General features: G+C 56.9%; 22 protein-coding genes. 15 read left to right on the forward strand and 7 right to left on the reverse strand.

Annotated elements, in window-relative coordinates; translation table 11 throughout:
- Positions 1–41: 41 nt before the first annotated feature.
- The 10 genes from F3J29_RS04055 to bglB all read left to right on the forward strand — a co-directional run bounded on the left by F3J29_RS04055 (position 42) and on the right by bglB (position 11390).
- Positions 42–1646: a methyl-accepting chemotaxis protein gene (locus F3J29_RS04055; RefSeq protein WP_166863230.1), complete on the forward strand. Its 1605-nt coding sequence runs from the start codon at positions 42–44 to the stop codon at positions 1644–1646.
- Between the two features lie 19 nt (positions 1647–1665).
- Complete coding sequence (gene cheR / locus F3J29_RS04060) at positions 1666–2532, forward strand: protein-glutamate O-methyltransferase CheR (protein WP_166863232.1); 867 nt, start codon at positions 1666–1668, stop codon at positions 2530–2532.
- Positions 2529–3578, forward strand: coding sequence for a protein-glutamate methylesterase/protein-glutamine glutaminase (locus F3J29_RS04065; protein WP_039294605.1), 1050 nt, complete (start codon positions 2529–2531; stop codon positions 3576–3578). Before cheR ends, F3J29_RS04065 begins: the two co-directional genes overlap by 4 nt.
- Positions 3579–3597: 19 nt before the next feature.
- The gene (gene cheY, locus F3J29_RS04070) at positions 3598–3987 is read left to right on the forward strand and encodes a chemotaxis response regulator CheY (RefSeq protein WP_008453900.1); all 390 of its coding nucleotides are present in this window, start codon (positions 3598–3600) and stop codon (positions 3985–3987) included.
- Between the two features lie 10 nt (positions 3988–3997).
- Positions 3998–4648 carry a protein phosphatase CheZ gene (cheZ, locus tag F3J29_RS04075; RefSeq protein ID WP_008453901.1) on the forward strand — a complete coding sequence of 217 codons (651 nt, stop codon included), beginning with the start codon at positions 3998–4000 and terminating at the stop codon, positions 4646–4648.
- 143 nt (positions 4649–4791) lie between these two features.
- Positions 4792–5943, forward strand: coding sequence for a flagellar biosynthesis protein FlhB (gene flhB / locus F3J29_RS04080; protein WP_008453902.1), 1152 nt, complete (start codon positions 4792–4794; stop codon positions 5941–5943).
- A complete protein-coding gene (gene flhA / locus F3J29_RS04085) occupies positions 5936–8014 on the forward strand; it encodes a flagellar biosynthesis protein FlhA (protein WP_039304164.1) in 2079 nt (692 codons plus the stop codon). The genes flhB and flhA overlap by 8 nt, the downstream gene beginning before the upstream one ends.
- A gap of 3 nt (positions 8015–8017) precedes the next feature.
- On the forward strand, positions 8018–8413 hold the full coding sequence (gene flhE, locus F3J29_RS04090) for a flagellar protein FlhE (RefSeq protein WP_166863234.1): 396 nt from the start codon (positions 8018–8020) through the stop codon (positions 8411–8413).
- Positions 8414–8662: 249 nt separating this feature from the next.
- Positions 8663–10246, forward strand: coding sequence for an MFS transporter (locus F3J29_RS04095; RefSeq protein ID WP_166863236.1), 1584 nt, complete (start codon positions 8663–8665; stop codon positions 10244–10246).
- 4 nt (positions 10247–10250) lie between these two features.
- Positions 10251–11390, forward strand: a complete 1140-nt coding sequence (gene bglB / locus F3J29_RS04100) for a beta-galactosidase BglB (protein ID WP_166863238.1) — start codon at positions 10251–10253, stop codon at positions 11388–11390.
- 59 nt (positions 11391–11449) lie between these two features.
- Here the strand turns inward: bglB and argS are convergent, their stop codons facing one another.
- Positions 11450–13183 carry an arginine--tRNA ligase gene (gene argS, locus F3J29_RS04105; RefSeq protein WP_166863240.1) on the reverse strand — a complete coding sequence of 578 codons (1734 nt, stop codon included), beginning with the start codon at positions 13181–13183 and terminating at the stop codon, positions 11450–11452.
- A gap of 244 nt (positions 13184–13427) precedes the next feature.
- Between argS and F3J29_RS04110 the strand changes: the two genes are divergently transcribed.
- Complete coding sequence (locus F3J29_RS04110; RefSeq protein WP_166863242.1) at positions 13428–13994, forward strand: VOC family protein; 567 nt, start codon at positions 13428–13430, stop codon at positions 13992–13994.
- On the opposite strand, the gene F3J29_RS04115 is transcribed toward F3J29_RS04110, so the two are convergent.
- Positions 13995–15134, reverse strand: coding sequence for a MalY/PatB family protein (locus F3J29_RS04115; RefSeq protein WP_166863244.1), 1140 nt, complete (start codon positions 15132–15134; stop codon positions 13995–13997).
- Between the two features lie 91 nt (positions 15135–15225).
- On the opposite strand from F3J29_RS04115, the gene cutC reads away from it, so the two are divergent.
- Together cutC and F3J29_RS04125 are read left to right on the forward strand one after the other, a co-directional pair.
- Positions 15226–15975 carry a copper homeostasis protein CutC gene (gene cutC / locus F3J29_RS04120; protein WP_166863246.1) on the forward strand — a complete coding sequence of 250 codons (750 nt, stop codon included), beginning with the start codon at positions 15226–15228 and terminating at the stop codon, positions 15973–15975.
- 225 nt (positions 15976–16200) lie between these two features.
- Positions 16201–16479, forward strand: a complete 279-nt coding sequence (locus F3J29_RS04125) for a YdgH/BhsA/McbA-like domain containing protein (protein ID WP_166863248.1) — start codon at positions 16201–16203, stop codon at positions 16477–16479.
- Positions 16480–16526: 47 nt separating this feature from the next.
- Here F3J29_RS04125 and cmoB read toward each other — a convergent pair whose 3' ends face one another.
- The 5 genes from cmoB to F3J29_RS04150 form a co-directional block, all read right to left on the reverse strand.
- Positions 16527–17498: a tRNA 5-methoxyuridine(34)/uridine 5-oxyacetic acid(34) synthase CmoB gene (cmoB, locus tag F3J29_RS04130; RefSeq protein WP_166863250.1), complete on the reverse strand. Its 972-nt coding sequence runs from the start codon at positions 17496–17498 to the stop codon at positions 16527–16529.
- Entirely contained in the window at positions 17495–18238 is a 744-nt protein-coding gene (gene cmoA / locus F3J29_RS04135) for a carboxy-S-adenosyl-L-methionine synthase CmoA (protein ID WP_166863252.1), read from the reverse strand. Before cmoA ends, cmoB begins: the two co-directional genes overlap by 4 nt.
- Before the next feature lie 39 nt (positions 18239–18277).
- The gene (locus tag F3J29_RS04140; RefSeq protein WP_008453920.1) at positions 18278–18673 is read right to left on the reverse strand and encodes an MAPEG family protein; all 396 of its coding nucleotides are present in this window, start codon (positions 18671–18673) and stop codon (positions 18278–18280) included.
- Positions 18674–18743: 70 nt separating this feature from the next.
- A complete protein-coding gene (locus F3J29_RS04145) occupies positions 18744–19562 on the reverse strand; it encodes a DUF72 domain-containing protein (protein WP_166863254.1) in 819 nt (272 codons plus the stop codon).
- The gene (locus F3J29_RS04150; protein WP_166863256.1) at positions 19559–20125 is read right to left on the reverse strand and encodes a hydrolase; all 567 of its coding nucleotides are present in this window, start codon (positions 20123–20125) and stop codon (positions 19559–19561) included. The genes F3J29_RS04145 and F3J29_RS04150 overlap by 4 nt, the downstream gene beginning before the upstream one ends.
- Positions 20126–20393: 268 nt before the next feature.
- On the opposite strand from F3J29_RS04150, the gene aspS reads away from it, so the two are divergent.
- Together aspS and nudB are read left to right on the forward strand one after the other, a co-directional pair.
- Positions 20394–22166, forward strand: coding sequence for an aspartate--tRNA ligase (gene aspS, locus F3J29_RS04155; RefSeq protein WP_166863258.1), 1773 nt, complete (start codon positions 20394–20396; stop codon positions 22164–22166).
- Complete coding sequence (gene nudB, locus F3J29_RS04160; RefSeq protein WP_008453929.1) at positions 22166–22609, forward strand: dihydroneopterin triphosphate diphosphatase; 444 nt, start codon at positions 22166–22168, stop codon at positions 22607–22609. Before aspS ends, nudB begins: the two co-directional genes overlap by 1 nt.
- Positions 22610–22620: the final 11 nt, after the last annotated feature.

Here is a 22620-nt window from a genome sequence, read left to right on the forward strand (position 1 = left end):
CAGATGAATACCGGCCTGCTGGCCGGCAGAGGGAAGCTTTGATGTTAAACCGTATCCGGATCTCGACCACGCTTTTCCTGATTTTGATTGTCTGCGGCGTTTTGCAGATTGGCAGTAATGGGTTGTCTTTTTGGGCTTTTCGTGACGATTTCCAGAACCTGAAAAGGGTTGAGGTTAGCAATCAGCAGCGCGATGCGTTAACCCAAAGCCGGGCCGCGTTACTGCAGGCCAGCAATGCCTTAAACCGGGCGGGCACGCTGACGGCGCTCAGCTATCCACCGGACGATATCAAACGGCTGATGGCGGATGCCCGCAGCAGCCTGAAGCAGGCGGATATGCTGTTTAACCAGTTTCTCGAGATCCCGCAGAAAGGGGGGGAAGCCGAGACAATGCTGGCGTCGACGAAAGAGAGCTATGCGGCGTTCAGAGACGATCTCCAGCATCAGGCAACGTGGCTCGAGAACAATCAGCTTTCTGACTTTATGACCGCGCCGGTACAGAAATCGCAGGGCGTTTTTGATGCGAACTTCAATGCCTGGCAGCAGAGCATTAATCAGATTGTGCAAACCGCGAGCGGCGACAGCCAGAAAAATTACCATATCTCTGCGGTGATTTTCACCGTGGTGACGATCATCGCCGTGGTGCTGTTGCTTGGCTCCCTGGCCTGGTCGCGCAAGATGATTGTGCAGCCGCTGGCGATTGTCCGTAGCCACTTTGACAGCATCGCCGCCGGGGATCTGGCAAAGCCCATTTCTGTCTTCGGGCGCAATGAAATCTCGGAGATATTCGCCAGCCTGAAAAACATGCAGACGGCGTTAAAAGAGACGGTCAGTCAGGTGCGCAGCGGCACCCGCTCCATGCACGCCGGTATCGGTGAGATTGCCGCGGGCAACAGCGACCTGTCTGCACGTACCGAGCAGCAGGCGGCTTCCCTGGCCGAAACGGCGGCCAGCATGGAGCAGCTCACGGCTACAGTCGGGCAGAACGCCGATAACGCCCGCCAGGCGGCACAGCTTTCCCGCAGCGCGGCCGATACCGCGAAACAGGGCGGGCAGCAGGCAGCGAATGTGGCAAACACCATGCGCGACATTGCCGGCAGCTCGCAGAAAATTAGCGATATTACTAGCGTGATCGACGGTATTGCGTTCCAGACCAATATTCTCGCGCTGAACGCGGCGGTGGAAGCGGCGCGCGCCGGGGAGCAGGGGCGTGGTTTTGCGGTGGTTGCCGGGGAAGTTCGCAACCTGGCCAGCCGCAGCGCGCAGGCGGCCAAAGAGATCAAAGTGTTAATCGAAGAGTCCGTTGACCGCGTACAGCAGGGGTCGAAGCTGGTCGATACGGCGGCAACAACCATGGCTGAGATTGTCCGTTCGGTCACGCAGGTGAACGACATTATGGGCGAAATTGCCTCGGCGTCAGATGAACAGCGCCGTGGGATTGAGCAAGTCGCCCAGGCCGTCAGCCAGATGGATCAGGTCACGCAGCAAAACGCCGCGCTGGTTGAAGAAGCCGCCACCGCCACCGATGCGCTGGCGGGACAGGCTGAATATCTTTCCGGCGTGGTGGCGGTATTTAACCTGAGCGGCACCGACGCTGAGCCAGCAGCCAGTGAATTTGTCGCGGCCGGAGAATGGGTAACATCTTGAAGGGAATAAAGAAGGCGCTATGACATCATCAACGCCCACCGGGCAACAGTCATTAATGCTACAGATGACACAGCGTCTGCCGCTGTCCGACGCGCATTTTCGTCGGATATGCCAGTTGATCTATCAGCGCGCGGGTATCGTGCTGGCCGACCATAAACGGGACATGGTTTATAACCGACTGGTTCGCCGCCTGCGTCTGCTGGGTCTGGATGATTTTGGCCGCTACTTAGGCATGCTGGAGGCCAACTCCAGCAGCGCCGAATGGCAGGCGTTTATCAACTCGCTGACCACTAACCTGACCGCTTTCTTTCGCGAAGGACACCATTTTCCGATCCTCGCCGAGCATGCCCGCAAACGCAGCGGGGACTATAAAGTCTGGAGCGCCGCGGCTTCGACCGGCGAGGAGCCTTATTCCATCGCGATTACCCTGGCGGATGTGCTGGGGGGCGGCGCGGGACGCTGGAAGGTGTTTGCCAGCGACATCGACACGCAAGTGCTGGAGAAGGCGCAGAGCGGCGTTTATCGCCAGGAGGAGCTGAAGACGCTTTCACCGGTACAGATGCAGCGCTACTTCATGCGCGGTACGGGGCCGCATGAAGGGCTGGTCCGGGTACGCAGTGAACTGTCGAATCATATTGATTTTGCACCGATAAACCTGCTGGACAAGCAGGCGCCGGTGCCGGGGCCATTTGACGCCATTTTTTGCCGCAACGTGATGATTTATTTTGATAAAGCTACACAGCAGGCAATTCTGCAGCGTTTTGTTCCGCTGCTGAAACCCGGCGGGCTGCTGTTTGCCGGGCATTCGGAGAACTTCAGTAACCTCAGCCGCGACTTCTGGCTGCGTGGTCAGACGGTCTATGGCCTGAGTAAGGAAAGAACATGACGAAAATACGTGTCTTATCGGTCGATGACTCTGCGCTGATGCGGCAGATAATGACGGAAATTATCAATAGTCATAGCGATATGGAAATGGTTGCTACCGCCCCGGACCCGCTGGTGGCGCGCGATCTGATTAAAAAGTTCAATCCGGATGTGTTAACGCTGGATGTCGAAATGCCGCGAATGGATGGCCTCGACTTCCTGGAGAAGCTGATGCGCCTGCGGCCTATGCCGGTGGTCATGGTTTCCTCGCTGACCGGAAAAGGGTCGGAAGTGACGCTGCGCGCGCTGGAGCTGGGGGCTATCGACTTTGTGACCAAGCCGCAGCTGGGCATCCGCGAAGGGATGCTGGCCTACAGCGAAATGATTGCTGAAAAGGTAAGAACCGCCGCCAGGGCTAAGATTGCCGCTCATGCGCCAGCTGCCGTGCCTGCGACCCTGAAGGCCGGCCCGCTGCTTAGCTCGGAAAAACTGATCGCGATTGGGGCTTCAACCGGCGGCACCGAAGCGATTCGGCATGTGCTGCAGCCGCTGCCGCTTTCCAGCCCGGCGCTGTTGATTACCCAGCATATGCCGCCGGGCTTCACCCGTTCGTTCGCCGAGCGGCTGAACAAGCTGTGCCAGATCAGCGTTAAAGAGGCCGAGGACGGCGAGCGCGTACTGCCGGGCCATGCCTATATCGCCCCGGGTGATAAGCACATGGAGCTGGCGCGCAGCGGCGCAAACTATCAAATCAAATTACATGACGGCCCACCCGTGAACCGGCATCGCCCGGCCGTGGATGTGCTGTTCCATTCGGTGGCGAAACACGCGGGGCGTAACGCCGTGGGCGTGATCCTCACCGGGATGGGTAATGACGGTGCCGCCGGGATGCTGGCGATGCACCAGGCAGGGGCGTGGACCATCGCCCAAAACGAAGCAAGTTGTGTGGTGTTCGGCATGCCGCGTGAGGCCATCAATTCCGGTGGCGTCAGCGAAGTGGTCGATTTAAGCCAGGTTAGCCAGCAGATGCTGGCGAAAATTAGTGCCGGACAGGCAATACGTATTTAACTGAAGGAGCCCGGATTTTATGGCGGACAAAGAACTCAAGTTTCTGGTCGTAGACGACTTTTCAACTATGCGCCGCATCGTGCGTAACCTGCTCAAAGAGCTGGGTTTTAATAACGTTGAAGAAGCAGAAGACGGCGTAGATGCGCTGAACAAACTGCAGGCCGGTGGTTTCGGCTTTGTAATTTCTGACTGGAACATGCCGAACATGGACGGTCTGGAACTGCTGAAAACGATTCGTGCCGACGGCGCGATGTCAGCGATGCCGGTGCTGATGGTCACGGCAGAAGCCAAGAAAGAAAACATCATTGCAGCCGCACAGGCCGGGGCAAGCGGCTACGTCGTTAAGCCATTCACCGCGGCAACACTGGAAGAGAAACTGGGCAAAATTTTCGAAAAGCTCGGCATGTAAGGAGGCGCAAATGCACTCATCAACAAACCCGGCAACAGAGATACACGAGCATTCACCGACCGATATCATTGCACGTATCGGCAGCCTGACCCGCATGCTGCGCGACAGCCTGCGTGAGCTGGGGCTCGACCAGGCTATTGCTGAAGCGGCTGAAGCTATTCCTGACGCCCGCGATCGTCTGGACTATGTCGTGCAGATGACCGCGCAGGCCGCCGAGCGTGCCCTGAACTGCGTGGAGCTGTCTCAGCCTCATCAGAACCAGCTGGAAAGCGAAGCGAAAGCGCTGAGCGGCCGCTGGGATGCATGGTTTGAAAATCCGATCGAGCTGAAAGATGCGCGTGAACTGGTGACCGACACCCGCAGCTACCTGTCAGGCGTCCCGGAGCACACCAGCTTCACCAATGCCCAGCTGTTGGAAATCATGATGGCGCAGGATTTCCAGGACCTCACCGGCCAGGTTATCAAGCGTATGATGGACGTTATCCAGGAGATCGAGCGCCAGCTGTTGATGGTGCTGCTGGAAAACATGCCGGAGCCGGACGCTCGCGCCAAACGCGTGAACGAAGGCTTGCTGAACGGACCGCAGCTTGATGCCAGCGCCGCCGGCGTGGTGGCAAGTCAGGATCAGGTTGATGATTTGCTGGACAGCTTAGGCTTTTAAAATCGCGGCGGCCGCTCCCGCGTGCGCGGGGGAGGCCGTCCGTTAACGTCAAAATAAACGTACAAAAACGTTTGTAATTCCTCTATTAGCCCAACCGTGCTCTGGCATGCTGTCCTTGAAAATGCGGCCACGAGATTGTTGCGGTGTCTGAAGATAGCGATCAGGAAAAAACAGAAGCCCCCACGGCCCACCGACTTGAAAAGGCGCGTGAAGAGGGGCAGATCCCGCGTTCCCGTGAACTGACTTCCCTGCTGATGTTACTGGTAGGGCTGTGCATTATCTGGATGGGCGGGGCGTCACTGGGCAAAATGCTCGGTGCAATGCTGTCTGATGGCCTGCATTTTGACCATAAAATCATCAATGACCCCAGCCTGATCGTGAATCAGATCAGCCACTTGATAAAGCTTGCCGTGATGGCGCTGCTGCCGCTGATCTCTGGCCTGGTTATTGTCGCGATAGCCGCGCCGATGCTGCTGGGGGGCGTGAACTTCAGCGCCAAGTCCATCAAGTTTAATCTCGGCAAGCTCAACCCGATTGCCGGCATTAAGCGGATGTTTTCCATGCAGACGGCGGCGGAGTTGCTGAAGGCGCTGCTGAAAGCGGTGCTGGTGGGCTGCGTGGCCGCCTGGTATTTGTGGCACAACTGGCCGGCGATGATGCGGTTGATGAGTGAGTCCCCGGTCACCGCCCTTGCCAGCGCGCTCAACATGGTGGCGCTTTGCGCTCTGCTGGTGATTCTGGGTCTTATCCCGATGGTGGGATTTGACGTCTTCTTCCAGATTTACAGCCACATTAAAAAGTTACGCATGACCCGCCAGGATATTCGTGACGAGTACAAACAGAACGAAGGCGATCCGCACATTAAAGGGCGTATTCGCCAGCAGCAAAGAGCGATTGCGCGCCGCCGCATGATGGCCGATGTGCCAAAAGCTGACGTTATCGTGACCAACCCGACCCACTATGCGGTGGCTTTGCAGTACGACGAAAATAAAATGAGCGCGCCTAAAGTCCTGGCGAAAGGCGCCGGGCTGATCGCTCAGCGCATTAAAGAAATTGGTAATGAAAACCGCATCCCGATGCTGGAAGCCCCCCCGCTGGCGCGTGCGCTGTACCGACATGCGGAAATTGGGCAGCAGATCCCCGGCCAGCTTTATTCTGCCGTGGCGGAAGTGCTGGCCTGGGTCTGGCAACTCAGGCGCTGGCGCGTGGCGGGCGGCTTAATTCCGAAGAAACCTGAAAATCTGCCGGTGCCTGAGGCGCTGGACTTTGCAAACGAGAAGGACTCCGATGGCTAATCTGGCTGCGATGTTGCGCCTGCCGGGCAACATGAAATCTGGGCAATGGCAAATTCTTGCGGGACCGGTTCTGATCCTGCTGATTCTGTCGATGATGGTGCTGCCGCTGCCGCCGTTTGTCCTCGACCTGCTGTTTACCTTTAACATCGCGCTGTCGATCATGGTGTTGCTGGTGGCGATGTTCACCCAGCGCACGCTGGACTTCGCGGCGTTCCCAACCATTCTGCTGTTTACCACCTTGTTACGCCTCGCGCTAAACGTCGCTTCTACCCGTATTATTCTGCTGGAAGGGCATACCGGAGCGGCGGCGGCGGGTAAAGTGGTTGAAGCCTTCGGCCACTTCCTGGTGGGCGGCAACTTCGCCATTGGTATCGTGGTGTTTATCATCCTCGTTATCATCAACTTTATGGTTATCACCAAGGGTGCAGGACGTATCGCCGAAGTTGGGGCGCGTTTTGTGCTGGACGGGATGCCGGGTAAACAGATGGCTATCGATGCCGATCTGAACGCCGGGATCATTGGTGAAGAGGAAGCGAAAAAACGCCGTTCTGAAGTGACCCAGGAAGCTGACTTTTACGGTTCAATGGACGGGGCGAGTAAGTTCGTGCGCGGCGACGCCGTGGCCGGGCTTATCATCATGGTGATTAACGTGGTGGGCGGCCTGATGGTCGGCGTTATCCAGCACGATATGGCGATGGGGGCGGCGGCACAGAGCTATACGCTGCTGACTATCGGTGATGGTCTGGTGGCTCAGATCCCGGCGCTGGTAATTTCTACCGCTGCGGGCGTGATTGTTACCCGCGTGGCGACCGATCAGGACGTCGGTGAACAGATGGTGACCCAGCTGTTCAATAACCCGCGCGTGATGCTGCTGGCCGCTGGCGTCCTGGGTCTGCTCGGCATGGTGCCGGGCATGCCAAACTTTGTTTTCCTGCTGTTTACCGCGGCACTGCTTGGCTTAGCCTGGTGGATGCGTGGCCGCCAGATGGCCGCGCCGGAAGCGCCTCAGCCGGTGAAAATGCCGGAAAATAATCAGGCCGTGGAAGCGACGTGGAATGACGTGCAGCTGGAAGACCCGCTGGGCATGGAAGTCGGCTACCGCCTGATTCCGATGGTGGATTTCCAGCAGGACGGCGAGCTGCTGGGCCGTATTCGCAGTATTCGTAAAAAATTCGCCCAGGAGATGGGGTTCCTGCCGCCGGTGGTGCATATCCGCGACAATATGGATCTGCCCCCTGCGCGCTACCGCATTTTGATGAAGGGCGTAGAAATTGGCAGCGGGGATGCCTACCCTGGCCGCTGGCTGGCGATTAACCCCGGCACCGCCGCTGGGACGTTACCGGGCGAGGCGACCATCGACCCAGCCTTTGGCCTGGCCGCGATCTGGATTGAGAGCGCCCTGAAAGAGCAGGCGCAAATTCAGGGCTTCACCGTGGTTGAAGCGAGTACCGTGGTGGCAACGCACCTGAACCATCTTATCGGGCAGTTTGCGCCAGAGCTGTTTGGCCGCCAGGAAGCGCAGCAGCTGCTTGACCGGGTGACGCAGGAAATGCCTAAGCTGACGGAAGATCTTATCCCGGCGGTGGTGACGCTGACCACGCTGCATAAAGTGCTGCAAAATCTGCTTGAAGAGAAAGTGCCGATCCGCGATATGCGTACCATTCTCGAAACGCTGGCGGAGCATGCGCCTATTCAAAGCGATCCGCATGAATTGACCGCCGTGGTTCGCGTGGCGCTGGGCAGGGCTATCACCCAGCAATGGTTCCCTGGCACCGGTGAAGTGCAGGTTATCGGTCTGGATGCGTCGCTTGAGCGTTTGCTGCTGCAGGCGCTACAGGGCGGCGGCGGCCTTGAGCCGGGGCTGGCGGATCGCCTGCTGGAACAGACGCAGGATGCCTTGCAGCGCCAGGAAATGCTGGGCGCACCGCCGGTATTGTTGGTGAACCACGCCCTGCGTCCGCTGCTGGCGCGTTTCTTACGCAGAACCTTGCCGCAGCTGGTCGTGCTCTCGAGCCTGGAACTGTCCGACAACCGCAACATCCGCATGACGGCTACAATCGGAGCGAAATAAAGAATGAAAGCGTTATTTTTGATGCTGCTGGTGCCGTTTGGTGCGCTGGCGTTGGGTGAGGGCTCCTGGCAGGACAGCGGCATCGGCGTGACCCTGAGCAATCGGGGCGTGTCGGCCTCGTCCCGACCGTTGAAACCGATGCAGCCCGTCAGCGGCAGAATGACGCTGATTGCCTGGACCTATGCGCTTGATGGCCCGACGCCTGCCGGGCTGACCGTAAAGCTTTGTTCGCCTACCAATTGCACCCCGCTCGAGGGTGAAAACGGCACCACGCGAGGGCTGACCAATACCGATGCAAATCAGCCGTTGCGCTTTGTCTGGGAAGTGCCGGGCGGCGGTTCTCTGTACCCGCCGCTGCGGGTGCGCAGTAATCAGGTGATCGTTAACTACGTGCAGTAAGTCTTTCTCTTCCCGGCCAGCGGGCTTCATCCGCTGGCCGACCTCTGGTTTTCCGCGTTAAACCCTTTTGTTTTATCAATCAGTGACTCATGCCCGGGGTCCCTTTGTATTTTTGCCATTTTCCGTTTGCCGGTGGCAGAAACGCAGAGGTATCACTGGCGCGATGCTTTTACCTTTAACCGTGTATTTACTCCCGGAGCGAGGAGCAGTCATCAGGGAGTCTCCGAAAAACCATAAGGGCTGACGGCGATGAGAACACGGAAGATTGGATTCACGAATTACCTGGCCTATGGCTCAGGCGACTTTTTAGGGGCAGGGACCACGGCGCTTACGGCGGCCTGGTTGCTCTATTTTTACACCACGTTTTGCGGACTCTCTCCCATTGAGGCCACCTTTATTTTTGCCGCGGCCAGGGTGCTGGATGCGCTGGTCAGCCCGTTGATGGGCTTTCTTACCGATAACTTCGGTTCCACCCGGCTCGGCAAGCGATTCGGACGAAGAAAGTTCTTTATCCTGCTCGGCATTCCCTGCGTATTCAGCTATTCGCTGATGTGGGTAGGCAACATGGATTTCTGGTACTACCTGGTCACTTATCTGATCTTTGATGTCGTCTACACCATGATTCTGGTGCCGTATGAAACGCTGGTGCCGGAAATGACCGACGACTTTAAACAGAAAACCAAGTTTTCGGGCGCGCGGATTTCTATGGCGCAAATGTCGGCGATTCTTGCCTCTTTCCTGCCGGGCATACTGTTGACCCAGTTTGGCAAAGACAGCGCCATCTCCTTTTTCTATGCAAGCCTGGTGTTTTCCGTACTGTGCGCGCTGATGCTGACGTTTGTCTGGTGTTTTACCTGGGAGCGCCCGCGCGAGGCATGGACCGAAGCCGCGCTACGGGCGGAAGCGGAGAAGCAGCAGCTAAGCCTCGGGCAAAGTCTCAACCGCCTGTTTGTTGAGCTGGGATCTACGCTGCGGGTAAGGATTTTTCGCCAGCATCTGGGCATGTATCTTGGCGGCTATATTGCGCAGGATGTCTTTAATGCGGTCTTCACCTACTACGTGGTTTTCGTACTGATGCAGGAGGCCTCTGTTGCCTCGAATCTGCTCGGCACCATGGCGATTTTTCAGTTTATTGCGGTTATCGCGATGATTCCGCTGTGCATCCGCTTTGGGCCCGCACCGTCTTACCGCATGGTTGTGGTGCTGTTTGGCATCAGCTCTCTTGCCTACGCGCTGCTTTACTATGCGGGGCTTAGCGATGTGTATGCACTGCTGCTGTTGGTTTCAGCCGTCGCCGGACTGGGGCGCGGAGGCATCAACTATGTTCCCTGGAATACCTATACCTACATTGCCGATGTGGATGAGGTGATAACCGGCCAGCGCCGGGAGGGGATTTTTGCCGGGATCATGACCCTGACGCGTAAAGCTTCGCAGGCAGGTGCGGTGATGCTGGTGGGGATCGTGATGCAAATGTCCGGCTTTGTCAGCGGGCAAAAATCGCAGCCTGAGGAGGTTAGCCACACCATTCTGGTCATCCTGAGCGTAGGCACGCTGCTGGTGCTGGCCTGTGGGTTCCTTGTCTCCCTGCGTTTCAGGCTCAACCTACAAACCCACAGTACGCTGCGTGAAGAGACGGCCAAAATGCGTGAGTCTGATAGCGCAACTCCACAGGCCAGCTCTCCGGAAGCTCGAGCGACGGTAGAAATGCTGGCCGGGATGCCGTTCGAAGCCCTTTGGGGCAATAACAACATTGGCTACCTCAACCGCAACAAGCCCCCTGCGCCAACGCTTCAGGCCGATGCATCACCGAATTCAACATACCATGGAGGTTAATATCATGAAGGTTTGGCCCGTTAAGCACAGCCCGTTGTTACGTCAGCCTGAGCGTTTTATTGCCAGGGACGAACTGAAAGCGCTGATAGAGAAGGTGACCGATAATCTGGTCAATATTCAGGATGCAAGCGGTGAGTTTTTGCTGCGGCTGGATGATGGCAGGACGATTGATACCAAGGGCTGGGCCGGCTGGGAATGGACGCACGGGATCGGGCTGTACGGTATCTGGCAGTATTACCGCCAGACGGGAGATACCTCGATGCGGGATATCATCGACGACTGGTTTACCGCGCGCTTTGCCGAAGGAGCAACCACTAAAAACGTCAATACAATGGCACCGTTTCTGACGCTGGCCTATCGCTATGAAGAAAGTCTGAATCCAGCGCATCTGCCCTGGCTTGAAGGCTGGGCCGAATGGGCAATGCATGAGATGCCGCGCACGGATTTTGGCGGGATGCAGCACATTACCCTGGCGGAGGAGAACCCTCAGCAGATGTGGGATGACACGCTGATGATGACGGTGCTCCCGCTGGCGAAAATCGGCAAGCTGATTGGGCGCAAAGCGTATGTGGAGGAGGCGACCTACCAGTTTTTACTGCACGTTCAGAACCTGATGGACAGGGAGAGCGGGCTGTGGTTTCACGGCTGGAGCTATGACGGCTGCCACAACTTCGCTAATGCCCGTTGGGCACGGGGTAACAGCTGGCTGACCATCGTTATCCCGGATTTCCTTGAGCTGCTTGATTTGCCTGAAACCAGCGCGGTACGTCGCTATCTGCTGCAGGTGCTGAACCGGCAGGTAGAGGCGCTGGCGAAATGTCAGCATGAAACGGGCCTCTGGCATACTTTACTTGACGATCCTGACTCTTACCTGGAAGCCTCGGCGACGGCCGGTTTTGCCTACGGTATTCTTAAGGCGGTACGTAAGCGCTACATCAGCGCGGACTATGCGGCAGTCGGGGAAAGGGCGATGCGCGGTATTGTGGCTAATATTTCGCCAGAAGGGGAGCTGTTACAAACGTCGTTTGGCACCGGCATGGGCAGTGACCTCGAGTTTTACCGCCAGATACCGCTGACGTCTATGCCGTATGGCCAGGCGATGGCCATTCTGTGTATGACGGAATATCTGCGCGGCTATTACTGAGTCGCTTAAAAAAGAAAACCCGGCACGGTGGCCGGGTTTTTGTTTGTATAGCCCTGGAATTACATACGTTCTACGGTGTTGATACCCAGCGTATCCAGACCCAGCTTCAGCGTTTTCGCGGTGAGCAACGCCAGCTTGAGGCGGCTGTTGCGGGTTGCTTCATCGGCGGCGCTGAGAATTGGGCAGTGCTCGTAGAAGCCGGAGAACAGGCCGGCAACATCGTACAGGTAGGCGCACATCACGTGCGGCGTACCGTCGCGAGCTACCACGTTCAGCGTCTCTTCAAACTGCAGCAGACGGGCGGCCAGCTGAGCTTCACGGTCTTCGGTAATGACAACCTTCGCTTTCAGCAGTTCGGCTTCGTCGAGGTCGGCCTTACGGAACACGGACAGGACGCGGGTGTAGGCGTACTGCATATATGGCGCGGTATTCCCTTCGAAGGCCAGCATATTGTCCCAGTCGAAGATGTAGTCGGTGGTACGACTCTTGGACAGGTCGGCGTATTTTACCGCGCCAATGCCTACCGCTTTCGCCAGGTTTTCCAGTTCGTCTGCAGGCATGTCCGGGTTCTTCGCCGCGACCAGGCCGCGGGCGCGTTCCATTGCCTCATCCAGCAGGTCGGTCAGCTTCACGGTGCCGCCGGAGCGGGTTTTGAACGGTTTGCCGTCTTTGCCCAGCATCATGCCGAACATCTGGTGCTCCAGGGTGACGGACTCCGGCACGTAGCCTGCTTTACGCACGATGGTCCAGGCCTGCATCAGGTGCTGATGCTGACGGGAGTCGATGAAGTAGAGCACGCGGTCGGCATGCAGCGTTTCGTAACGGTATTTTGCACAGGCGATATCGGTGGTGGTGTACAGGTAACCCCCATCCTTTTTCTGGATGATCACGCCCATCGGGTCGCCGTCTTTGTTCTTGAACTCATCCAGGAACACGACGGTCGCGCCTTCGCTTTCTACCGCCAGGCCTTTTTCTTTCAGGTCCGCCACAATGCCAGGCAGCATTGGGTTGTAGAGGCTTTCCCCCATCACGTCATCGCGGGTCAGCGTGACGTTGAGGCGCTCGTAGGTTTTCTGGTTCTGCGTCATGGTGATGTCGACCAGCTTGCGCCACATCTCACGGCAGTATTCATCGCCGCCCTGCAGCTTAACCACGTAACCGCGGGCGCGCTCGGCAAACACGTCGTCTTCGTCGTAGTGTTTTTTGGCCGCACGGTAAAACTCTTCCAGGTCGGCCAGCGCCATTTCGCCCGCGTTTTCCTGCTGCTGTTTTTCCAGGAACGCGATGAGCATGCCGAACTGAGTGCCCCAGTCGCCAACGTGGTTGGCGCGAATGACTTTGTGGCCGAGGAACTCGAGAGTACGCACGGCCGCGTCACCGATAATGGTGGAGCGGATGTGGCCCACGTGCATTTCTTTGGCAACGTTTGGCGCCGAGTAGTCGACCACGATAGTTTGCGGTTCAGACACGCTCACGCCAGCGCGATCGGACGCCACGGCCTCATCAATGTTTTTCGCCAGAAATGCCGGGTCGAGGAAAATGTTGATAAAGCCTGGTCCGGCAATCTCAACTTTGCTGGCGATCCCGGTCAGATCGAGGTTAGCGATGACCTTCTCTGCAACCTGTCGCGGCGGCATGCCCAGCGTTTTAGCAACGGACATCACGCCATTGGCCTGATAGTCGCCGAACTGGACTTTTGCTGACTGGCGAACCTGCGGTTCGCAGTCCGCGGGTGCACCTGCAGCAATCAGCGCCTGGCTGACTTTTTCTGAGAGAAGAGACTGAATATTCACCGGGATACCTTACAATTTGTACTGGGCCGCCGAATCATGGGCTGCCTTAAAAGGGGGAAAGAAACAGGGCGAGAGTATAACGTTATTTACGCTCTGACGTCAGCAAAAGCCTTGCTTGCAGGCGGCGCAATTATTATTAACGGCGCAATGAATAACCATTCATCGGTATTTGGCTCCGGCGGGGAGTTGGCGGCCTGCCAGGAACAGGGTAGATTACGCGCTTTCTAAAAAAGAGGATGGCGGCATGGCACACTGGCAGACGGTAGATGAACTGCATGATATTTCGGCAGATCTGCCGAGATTTACAAAAGCGTTAACAGAACTTGCCACCCGACTTGGGCTGGAGATTGCGCCCCTGGATGCCGATCACATTTCTTTGCGCTGCCACCAGAACGTGACCGCTGAGCGCTGGCGTGCAGGACTGGAAAAATGCGGCACGTTGCTGAGTGAAAATATTATCAATGGCCGCCCGATCTGCTTATTCAAGCTCGACGAGCCGGTGTGCGTCGAACACTGGCGGTTTACGGTTGTAGAGTTGCCCTGGCCCGGGGAAAAACGTTACCCGCATGAAGGCTGGGAACACATTGAGATTGTGCTGCCGGGCGAGCCGGAAACGCTTAACGCGCGGGCGCTGGGCTTGTTGTCCGACGCCGGACTGCGTGAAACGGGAATTTCGGTGAAAACCAGCTCCCCGAAAGGCGAACGCGAAAGATTGCCCAACCCGACGCTTGCGGTCACCGACGGTAAAGTGACCATCAAATTCCATCCCTGGAGCATTGAGCAAATCGTCGCCAGCGAACAGGATGACTGATTAGCGCCGCTGCACCGCGGTTTGCAGGCGGATGATGGCTTCTTCAAGGAGCGCCGCCGTGCAGCCAAAGTTGATGCGGACAAACTGTTGCTCGCCAAAATCTATGCCGGGAGAAAAGCCCAGCCCGGCGTTGAAAAACAATTCCGCCGGATTCTCTACGCCTAATCCGCCGGCATTAACCCAGCCGAGATAAGTGGCTTCCGGCGGGATCATGGTTAAACCCGGCGTGGCATTCACGGCCTGCGTCAGCCGATCCCGGTTTGCGCGCAGATAAACCAGCAGCGCCTGCAGCCACGCTTCGCCGCCTCGCCATGCTGCTTCCGCCGCCGTCAGGGCCAGAATATCCACCTCCGGAACGATACCGGCCCGCGCGGCTTTGAATGTGCGGCGCAGTTCAGGGTTGGGAATAACGGCCACCGAGGCACCAAGCCCGGCAATATTAAAGGTTTTGGACGGGGAGATTAACGTTACCGAGCGCTGCGCCGCGTCTTCACTTAGCGTTGCGAAGGGGATGTGCGTCACGCCGGGTGCCAGCAATAAGTCACAGTGGATTTCGTCGGAACAGACAATTAACTTGTGCCGCTGCGCAAAGGCCAGATGCTGCTCTAGTTCGTCGCGGCGGTAAACCGTGCCGCCAGGGTTCTGTGGGTTACACAGCATCAGCAGTTTTTCATTGCCAGTCATGCCGGCCGTTAATGCCTCAAGCTCGAGAATCCAGCGTTGTTCTTTCAGCCTGAGCGGCGCATTAATCTGCGTACGCCGGGCAAGTTCGGAAGCTTTACGAAAAGGTGGGTATATCGGCGCCGGGGCTATCGTCGATTCAGAGGCGGCGGTAAAGGCTCGAACGCAGAGATTCAGGCCGGAAACAACGCCAGGCAAAAAGACCAGCCATTCGGGTTTGATGCGCCACTGATAGCGGCTGGCGAGTCTTTCGGTCAGGACATCGATCAGTTCATGCGGGCGTTTGCCGTAGCCAAATACGCCGTGTCGGACGCGTGCCTGAAGTGCCTCAAGGATGCAGGGCGGGGAGCGAAAATCCATGTCAGCAACCCACATAGGCAGCACGTTTTCAGCAAATTTATTCCACTTCGAACTGTCGCTGTGACGCCTGTCGATCCATTCATCAAAATTGAATGCCATAGTACGCTACCTTTTTGTGGACCTCATTTAAGATTATCATTCAGTGACGGGGACACAACCGGCGAACTGCAGGTTTTATCAGGAGTAATCAATGGCTTTACTTGAAATATGCTGTTATGGAATAGATTGTGCTGTTACTGCAGAACAGGCCGGCGCGGACAGAATTGAACTCTGCTCGGCGCCTAAAGAAGGCGGGCTGACGCCGTCCGCGGGCGTACTGCGCCAGGTGAGACAGAAAGTGTCGATCCCGGTGCACCCGATTATTCGCCCGCGCGGCGGTGATTTTTGCTACACCGACGGCGAATTTGCCTCGATGCTTGAGGATATTGCGTTTGTGCGTGAACTCGGTTTCCCCGGGCTTGTTATCGGGATGCTTGATGCAGACGGAAACATTGATTTACCGCGAATGGAGCAGGTGATGCAGGCGGCTGAAGGCATGGCCGTGACCTTCCACCGGGCTTTTGATATGTGCCATCATCCGCTGCAGGCGCTGGAGCAACTGGCGGCGTTAGGGGTAGCAAGGATCCTGACTTCAGGGCAGCAGCAAACGGCCGAAACGGGAATCTCACTTCTTCGGGAACTAAAACAGCATTCCCGTGCTCCAATTATTATGGCTGGCGCAGGCGTGCGTCTTAGCAACCTCAATAAGTTTGTTGCAAACGGCATTGAGGAGCTTCATAGCTCGGCAGGGCGGTCGGTGCCTTCTCCGATGCGCTATCGCAAAGCGGGCGTGTCGATGAGCGCCGATGCACAAGCCGATGAGTTTAATCGCTACTGCGTGGATGCAGACGTGGTAGCAGCCATGAAAAACGCGCTGGTGGACGCAAACCCGCCGCGCTGAAAAGATTTCTACCGCGCATCATGTCGCCCAATATGATGCTTGCTCGTACCAGGCCCCGGCGTATTGCTGGGGCTTTTTTTATTTTGTAACCGGCGATGCGTCGCGTAACCTTTCCTTCACTTTTTGTACACATTGTTTAACTTCGTTTGCCAGTCACTTACGTTACAAAACACCCTGGGGTGAATAATCCTCTCCGACAACTATCTATGTTAGAGGGAATTAAAAATGAAAAAAATAACTGCAACTGTCATCCTGGCTCTGTCATCCATTTTTGCATCGACCGCCTTTGCCGCACCGCTGCCCGAAGTGCTTAACAGCAGCCCGGCAGGACAGGAGCAAATTGGCGTCGTCTCCATTCGTGGCGTATCCGGCAGCACCGATGATGCCATCAACCGACTTCAGGTAAAGGCCGAGAAAATCGGCGGCAGCAAAATTAACATTACGGGCCTGGGCACACCGGGCGACTCCAGCCTGTGGAGCGGCACCGCACAGGTGTATCGCTAAGCGATGGCGAAGATAAAAAACCCGGCAATCAGCGCCGGGTTTTTTGTTTATGGCTTGCGGGCCACCAAAACGGCACGAAGCGGGGCGGGGTAACCTTCAATGGTTTTGCTGCTGTCGTTCGGGTCGAGGAAGTCGCCCAGCGATTCAGTGATCATCCATGAGGTGCGGCGCTGTTCTTCCTGCGTGGTGACGCAATGATCGACAATCTTCACGTCGACAAAGCCGCATTTCTCCAGCCAGTTTTTCAACGCCAGCGCGGACGGAATGTAGTAAACGTTGCGCATTTGAGCATAGCGCTCACCCGGCACTAATACGGTATTTTCATCGCCTTCTACCACCAGCGTTTCCAGCACCAGCTCACCCTCTTTGACCAGCTGATTCTTTAACTGCCAGAGATGATCCAGCGGCGAGCGGCGATGGTAAAGCACGCCCATCGAGAACACCGTATCGAAGGCGTTCAGTTCCGGAAGTTGCTCAATGCCGAGCGGCAGTACGTGGGCGCGCTGATCGTTCCCAAGCAGCTTGCGCACCGCCTCGAACTGGCAAATAAACAGCTGCATCGGATCGATGCCCACCGCCAGCTGGGCGCCCGCGCCAATCATGCGCCACAGGTGATAGCCGCTGCCGCAGCCCACGTCGAGAATGGTCCTTCCGGCAAGCGGCGAAATGTGCGGTAAGACGCGATCCCATTTAAGATCTGAGCGCCATTCGGTATCGATATCCACGCCATACAGCGAGTAGGGCCCTTTGCGCCAGGGCATCAGGTTGCGGAGCAGCTTTTCAATGCCAAGCTGCTGGCCTTCGCTCAGCGGCGCGGCGGACTCCGCGGTGACGCTGTGCAGGAGATCGAGACGATGAGGCGTCATCTCAGGCAGGTAATTTACCGTGTTGTACCAGTGCTTGAACTGGCCGTGCAGGGATTCACGCTGCCAGCTGGCAATTTGCGCGGGCAGGGTTTCCAGCCACGGGGCCAGGTGGTTTTTTGCAATCAGCTGATAAAAATTACCGAAATCAATCACGCGACTTCTCCGGATTTGACGGCTACCAGAGAGCCAAAGTTAAAGCACTGGAACCACAGTTCGGCGTGCTCAAAGCCCGCCTGCTTGAGGCGTTTTTTATGGGTTTCGACCGAGTCGGTCAGCATCACATTTTCCAGCATGCTGCGCTTCTGGCTGATTTCCAGTTCGCTGTAACCGTTGGCTCGCTTAAAGTCGTGGTGCATGTTAAACAGCAGCTCGCCGACTTCGGCATCTTCAAAGCTGAATTTTTCCGAAAGCACCAGCGCACCGCCCGGCTTCAGGCCTTGCCAGATATTGTTCAGCAGCAGCTGACGGTCGTCGGGCTCGAGGAACTGCAGCGTGAAGTTCAGCACCACCATCGACGCATTTTCGAGAGTGATATGGCGAATATCGCCTTCGATGACTTCAACAGGCGTTTGCGCCTTGAACGCATCCAGATGGCGGCGGCAGCGTTCGACCATCGCCGGTGAGTTATCGACGGCAATGATTTTGCAGCCATCGTGATGAATGTTGCGTCGGACCGATAATGTTGCCGCGCCCAAAGAGCAGCCGAGGTCGTAAACCTGGCTGTGGGGTTGCACGAAGCGCTCCGCCAGCATGCCAATCATGGAGATAATATTGGAGTAACCTGGCACCGAGCGCTGGATCATATCGGGGAAGACTTCGGCTACCCGTTCATCAAAGGTCCAGTCGCCCAGTTTGGCTATCGGGGCGGAAAACAGCGTATCGCGGTCAGACATAACGTTAAATCCGGAAATTCGAAAGGGGCGTATTTTGCGTTAATGGAGCGAGAAAACCAACTCCCACGGCATATACCATAAGTTGGCCAGCACCATTAGCATCAGCGCGCACCAGGTGGCACTCATGCCGGAGCGGCGCCAGCGGATCAGGCGATGATGATATCCGTAGTAGTGCAGCAGGCGTCCGGCCAGCAGCATAATACCGCAAATATGCACCATCCAGGTTTCGGCGCCGTCCATCTCCATCAGCAATAAAAGCAGCAGGGAAATGGGAATATATTCCACCGCATTGCCGTGAATACGGATGGCGCTTTGGAGTTCACTGAAACCGCCGTCGCCGTAGGAGACCCGGTATTGCATTCGTAGGCGAACAACGTCGAACGAAAACTTAATTAACAGCAGAGCAGCCAGCACCGCATACAGCGCGCTTACCATATTAACTCCATGTCGAAACAGTTACGGCTTCCGCTATGATAGCTCGCAACCGGAGTGCTGTCGCTAGTGGTCAGAAAAGGGTGGCCTGCTGCGGGATAGCCGGCGGGGCGCCTAATTCAGGAAAAACGTGCTGCAGCGCGGGCCACAGGGTATGAACCAGCTCCGGGGCCTGGGCAATATCCGGGGTGTGGAGAAAAAGGTATGGCGTTGTTTTTGTCGCCCATTCAGGCAGTTTCTTTAACCAGACGTCAAACAGCGCGGCGTTTTGCGTCATGTTGTCGCTGCCGATAAACCGTACCAGGGGATTACCGGCCGTGACAATGGCATGCACCGGAACTTTGGGCTTTTTGCGCTGAGCTTCACGCACCGCCTCGTTGTGCGGCACGGCGTTGTGAATAGGGCGGCTGTCGAGGATGGCGCGATTCACGTTCCGTTCATGCAGACCACGGTTCAGCGCCTGTTCATCGGCACCTTTGTCGAAAAAAGCAGGGTGCCGCACTTCAACGCCGTAGGTGAATTCTGCCGGCAACGCATCCAGAAAATGCCACAGCGCCGGAAGGTCGCCAGGCCCGAAAGTGGCCGGCAATTGAAGCCAGTATTGGCCGATTCTGTCGGCCAGCGGCGACATACGATCGAAAAATTCGGCGGTGAGATCGCCGCAGTGGCGAAGGGCGGCGGTATGGGAAATGGTGGCGGGAAATTTAAAACAGAAGCGAAAACTGTCGCCTGTCATTTCCCGCCAGCGCTGTACAATTTCCGCTTTCGGCAGAGCGTACAGCGTGGTGTTGCCTTCCACACAGTTGAAGTGGCGGGCATAATCTTCCAGCGAAGTGATGCCCAGCCGGTTCCATTTCGGGTGCTGCCACTGGGGAAGGCCGATATAAATCATAGCGAAGCGATTATCTCGTCGGTGCTGCGAACGCGGGAGATACGCGGGAAGATGAACTTCAGGCTGTGATTATGCTGCTCGGCGCTGGCTGCGCTACAGGCATCCTCCGCCAGAACTAATGAGAAGCCCATTTCCCAGGCGTTACGGGCGGTGGACTCGACGCCAATATTGGTCGAAATACCGCAAAGGACGAGAGTGTCGATGCCGCGGCGGCGCAGCTGGAGCTCCAGGTCGGTGCCGTAAAACGCGCCCCACTGGCGTTTAGTGACTTCAAGGTCGCTCTCTTTCTTACCGAGCGCGGCCGGGTAGCTCCACCAGTTCTCAGGCAGGGCATGGCCCGGAGGGGCTGCATCAACAGGTTGTTTCAGGGCTTCGGCGTAATCCGCTGACCAGCCCACGCGCACCATCACCACCGGTGAACCGTTGGCGCGGAATTTCTCCGCCAGGCGCGCTGCACGAGCCACGACGTCGCTGGCGCTGTGGGGGCCGCCGGCAAACGGTAAAATACCGTCCTGCAGGTCAATCACCACCAGGGCAGTACGAGATGCGTTGAGTTGTGTCATTGTGACTCCGGTTAACATTGGGGTTAAGGGTCAATACCTTACGCTGGAAGCCAGGTTGCTGAGTTTACAAATTTTGTTAATTTTTGTGAGAATCTGCAATACCGGCGCTGTGATTCGCGCCAGTCGGCGGTTTCGGGGTTATCGCCAGCCATTATTTCCAGTATAATAGCCCCCTTTTTTCATCCAGTTGTGACAGTCGAAATAGCTGCCACCAAAGCGCCTGCCGTCGCAGGTGGCGGGTCGCGTGCAGCTGATTAAGGGATATCTCATGCGTACAGTATATTGCGGGCAGCTCAATCAATCCCATGTGGGACAGCAAGTAACGCTTAGTGGGTGGGTCAATCGTCGCCGTGACCTCGGTAGCCTTATCTTTATTGATATGCGCGATCGTGAAGGCATCGTGCAGGTGTTTTTCGACCCGGACCGTCAGGAAGCGTTCCAGCTCGCCTCTGAACTGCGTAATGAGTTCTGTATTCAGGTTGTTGGCACCGTGCGTGCTCGCGACGAGCGCAACGTTAATAAAGATATGGCCACCGGCGAAGTGGAAGTGTTTGCCACCGAACTGACCATCATCAACCGTTCAGACGTGCTGCCGCTGGACTCCAACCACGTTAATACCGAAGAAGCGCGCCTGAAGTACCGTTACCTGGATCTCCGCCGTCCAGAAATGGCTCAGCGCCTGAAAACGCGCGCAAAAATTACCAGCTTCGTGCGCCGCTTTATGGACGACCACGGGTTCCTGGACATCGAAACGCCGATGCTGACCAAAGCCACGCCGGAAGGTGCGCGTGACTATCTGGTGCCTTCCCGCGTCCATAAAGGCAAATTCTACGCGCTGCCGCAGTCTCCTCAGCTGTTCAAACAGCTGCTGATGATGTCCGGCTTTGACCGCTACTATCAGATCGTGAAATGTTTCCGCGACGAAGACCTGCGCGCTGACCGTCAGCCAGAATTCACTCAGATCGACGTTGAAACGTCCTTCATGACTGCCCCGCAGGTGCGTGAAGTGATGGAAGACCTGGTGCGCAAACTGTGGATCAACACCATCAACGTTGACCTGGGCGATTTCCCGGTGATGACGTTCGCCGAAGCTGAGCGCCGCTACGGCTCCGACAAGCCGGACCTGCGTAATCCGCTGGAGCTGGTGGATGTGGCTGACCTGGTCAAAGAGGTTGAGTTTAAGGTCTTCTCCGCCCCGGCTAATGATCCGAAAGGCCGCGTTGCCGCGCTGCGTGTGCCGGGTGGCGCACAGATCAGCCGTAAACAGATTGACGACTACGGCAAGTTCATCGAAATTTATGGCGCTCGCGGCCTGGCATACATCAAGGTTAACGAGCGTGCGAAAGGCATTGAAGGGATTACCAGCCCGGTTGCTAAATTCCTGAATGCAGACATCGTGGAAGCCATTCTGGCACGTACCGGCGCCGCAGACGGCGACATGATCTTCTTCGGTGCGGACAGCAAAAAAGTGGTTGCCGATGCGCTGGGCGCGCTGCGTCTGAAAATCGGTAAAGACCTGCAGTTAACCGATGAGAAAAAATGGGCGCCGCTGTGGGTGGTTGACTTCCCAATGTTTGAAGACAACGGCGAAGGCGGCCTGACCGCGATGCACCACCCGTTCACCGCGCCGAAAGACATGACGCCGGAAGAACTGGCGGCTCAGCCGGAAACCGCGATCGCTAACGCCTACGACATGGTTATCAACGGCTACGAAGTGGGCGGTGGTTCCGTGCGTATTCACAACGGCCAGATGCAGCAGACCGTGTTCGGCATTCTGGGCATTAACGAGCAGGAACAGCGCGAGAAATTCGGCTTCCTGCTGGACGCGCTGAAGTACGGCACGCCGCCTCACGCAGGCCTGGCGTTTGGTCTGGATCGCCTGACCATGCTGCTGACCGGCACCGACAACATCCGTGACGTTATCGCCTTCCCGAAAACCACGGCGGCTGCCTGTCTGATGACCGAAGCGCCAAGCTTCGCTAACCCGGCTTCGCTTGCCGAGCTGGGGATTGAAGTCATCAAAAAGGCAGAGAAAAACTGATGCCTTATAAGCGTCCCGTTTCGGTTCTGGTGGTCATTTACGCAGAAGATACGAAGCGGGTGCTGATGTTACAGCGGCGCGACGATCCTGATTTTTGGCAGTCGGTTACCGGCAGCCTTGAGGAAGGGGAAAGCGCGCTGCATGCCGCCCGGCGTGAAGTAAAGGAAGAGGTCGCTATCGACGTGCTCAATGAGCCGCTGCCGTTAGTTGACTGCCAGCGCCGGGTGGAGTTTGAGATATTCACTCATTTGCGTCATCGCTATGCGCCGGGGATCACGCGCAATACGGAATCGTGGTTCTGTCTTGCGCTGCCTCATGAACGCCAGATTACGATTACCGAACATCTGGCCTGGAAATGGGTGCCCGCCGAAGAGGCGGCACTGATGACCAAGTCATGGAGCAACCGGCAGGCGATTGAAGAGTTTGTAATTGATGCCGCCTGATACAGGCGCTT

The organism is Enterobacter sp. Cy-643, from assembly GCF_011752815.1.
GTDB lineage: Bacteria > Pseudomonadota > Gammaproteobacteria > Enterobacterales > Enterobacteriaceae > Cedecea.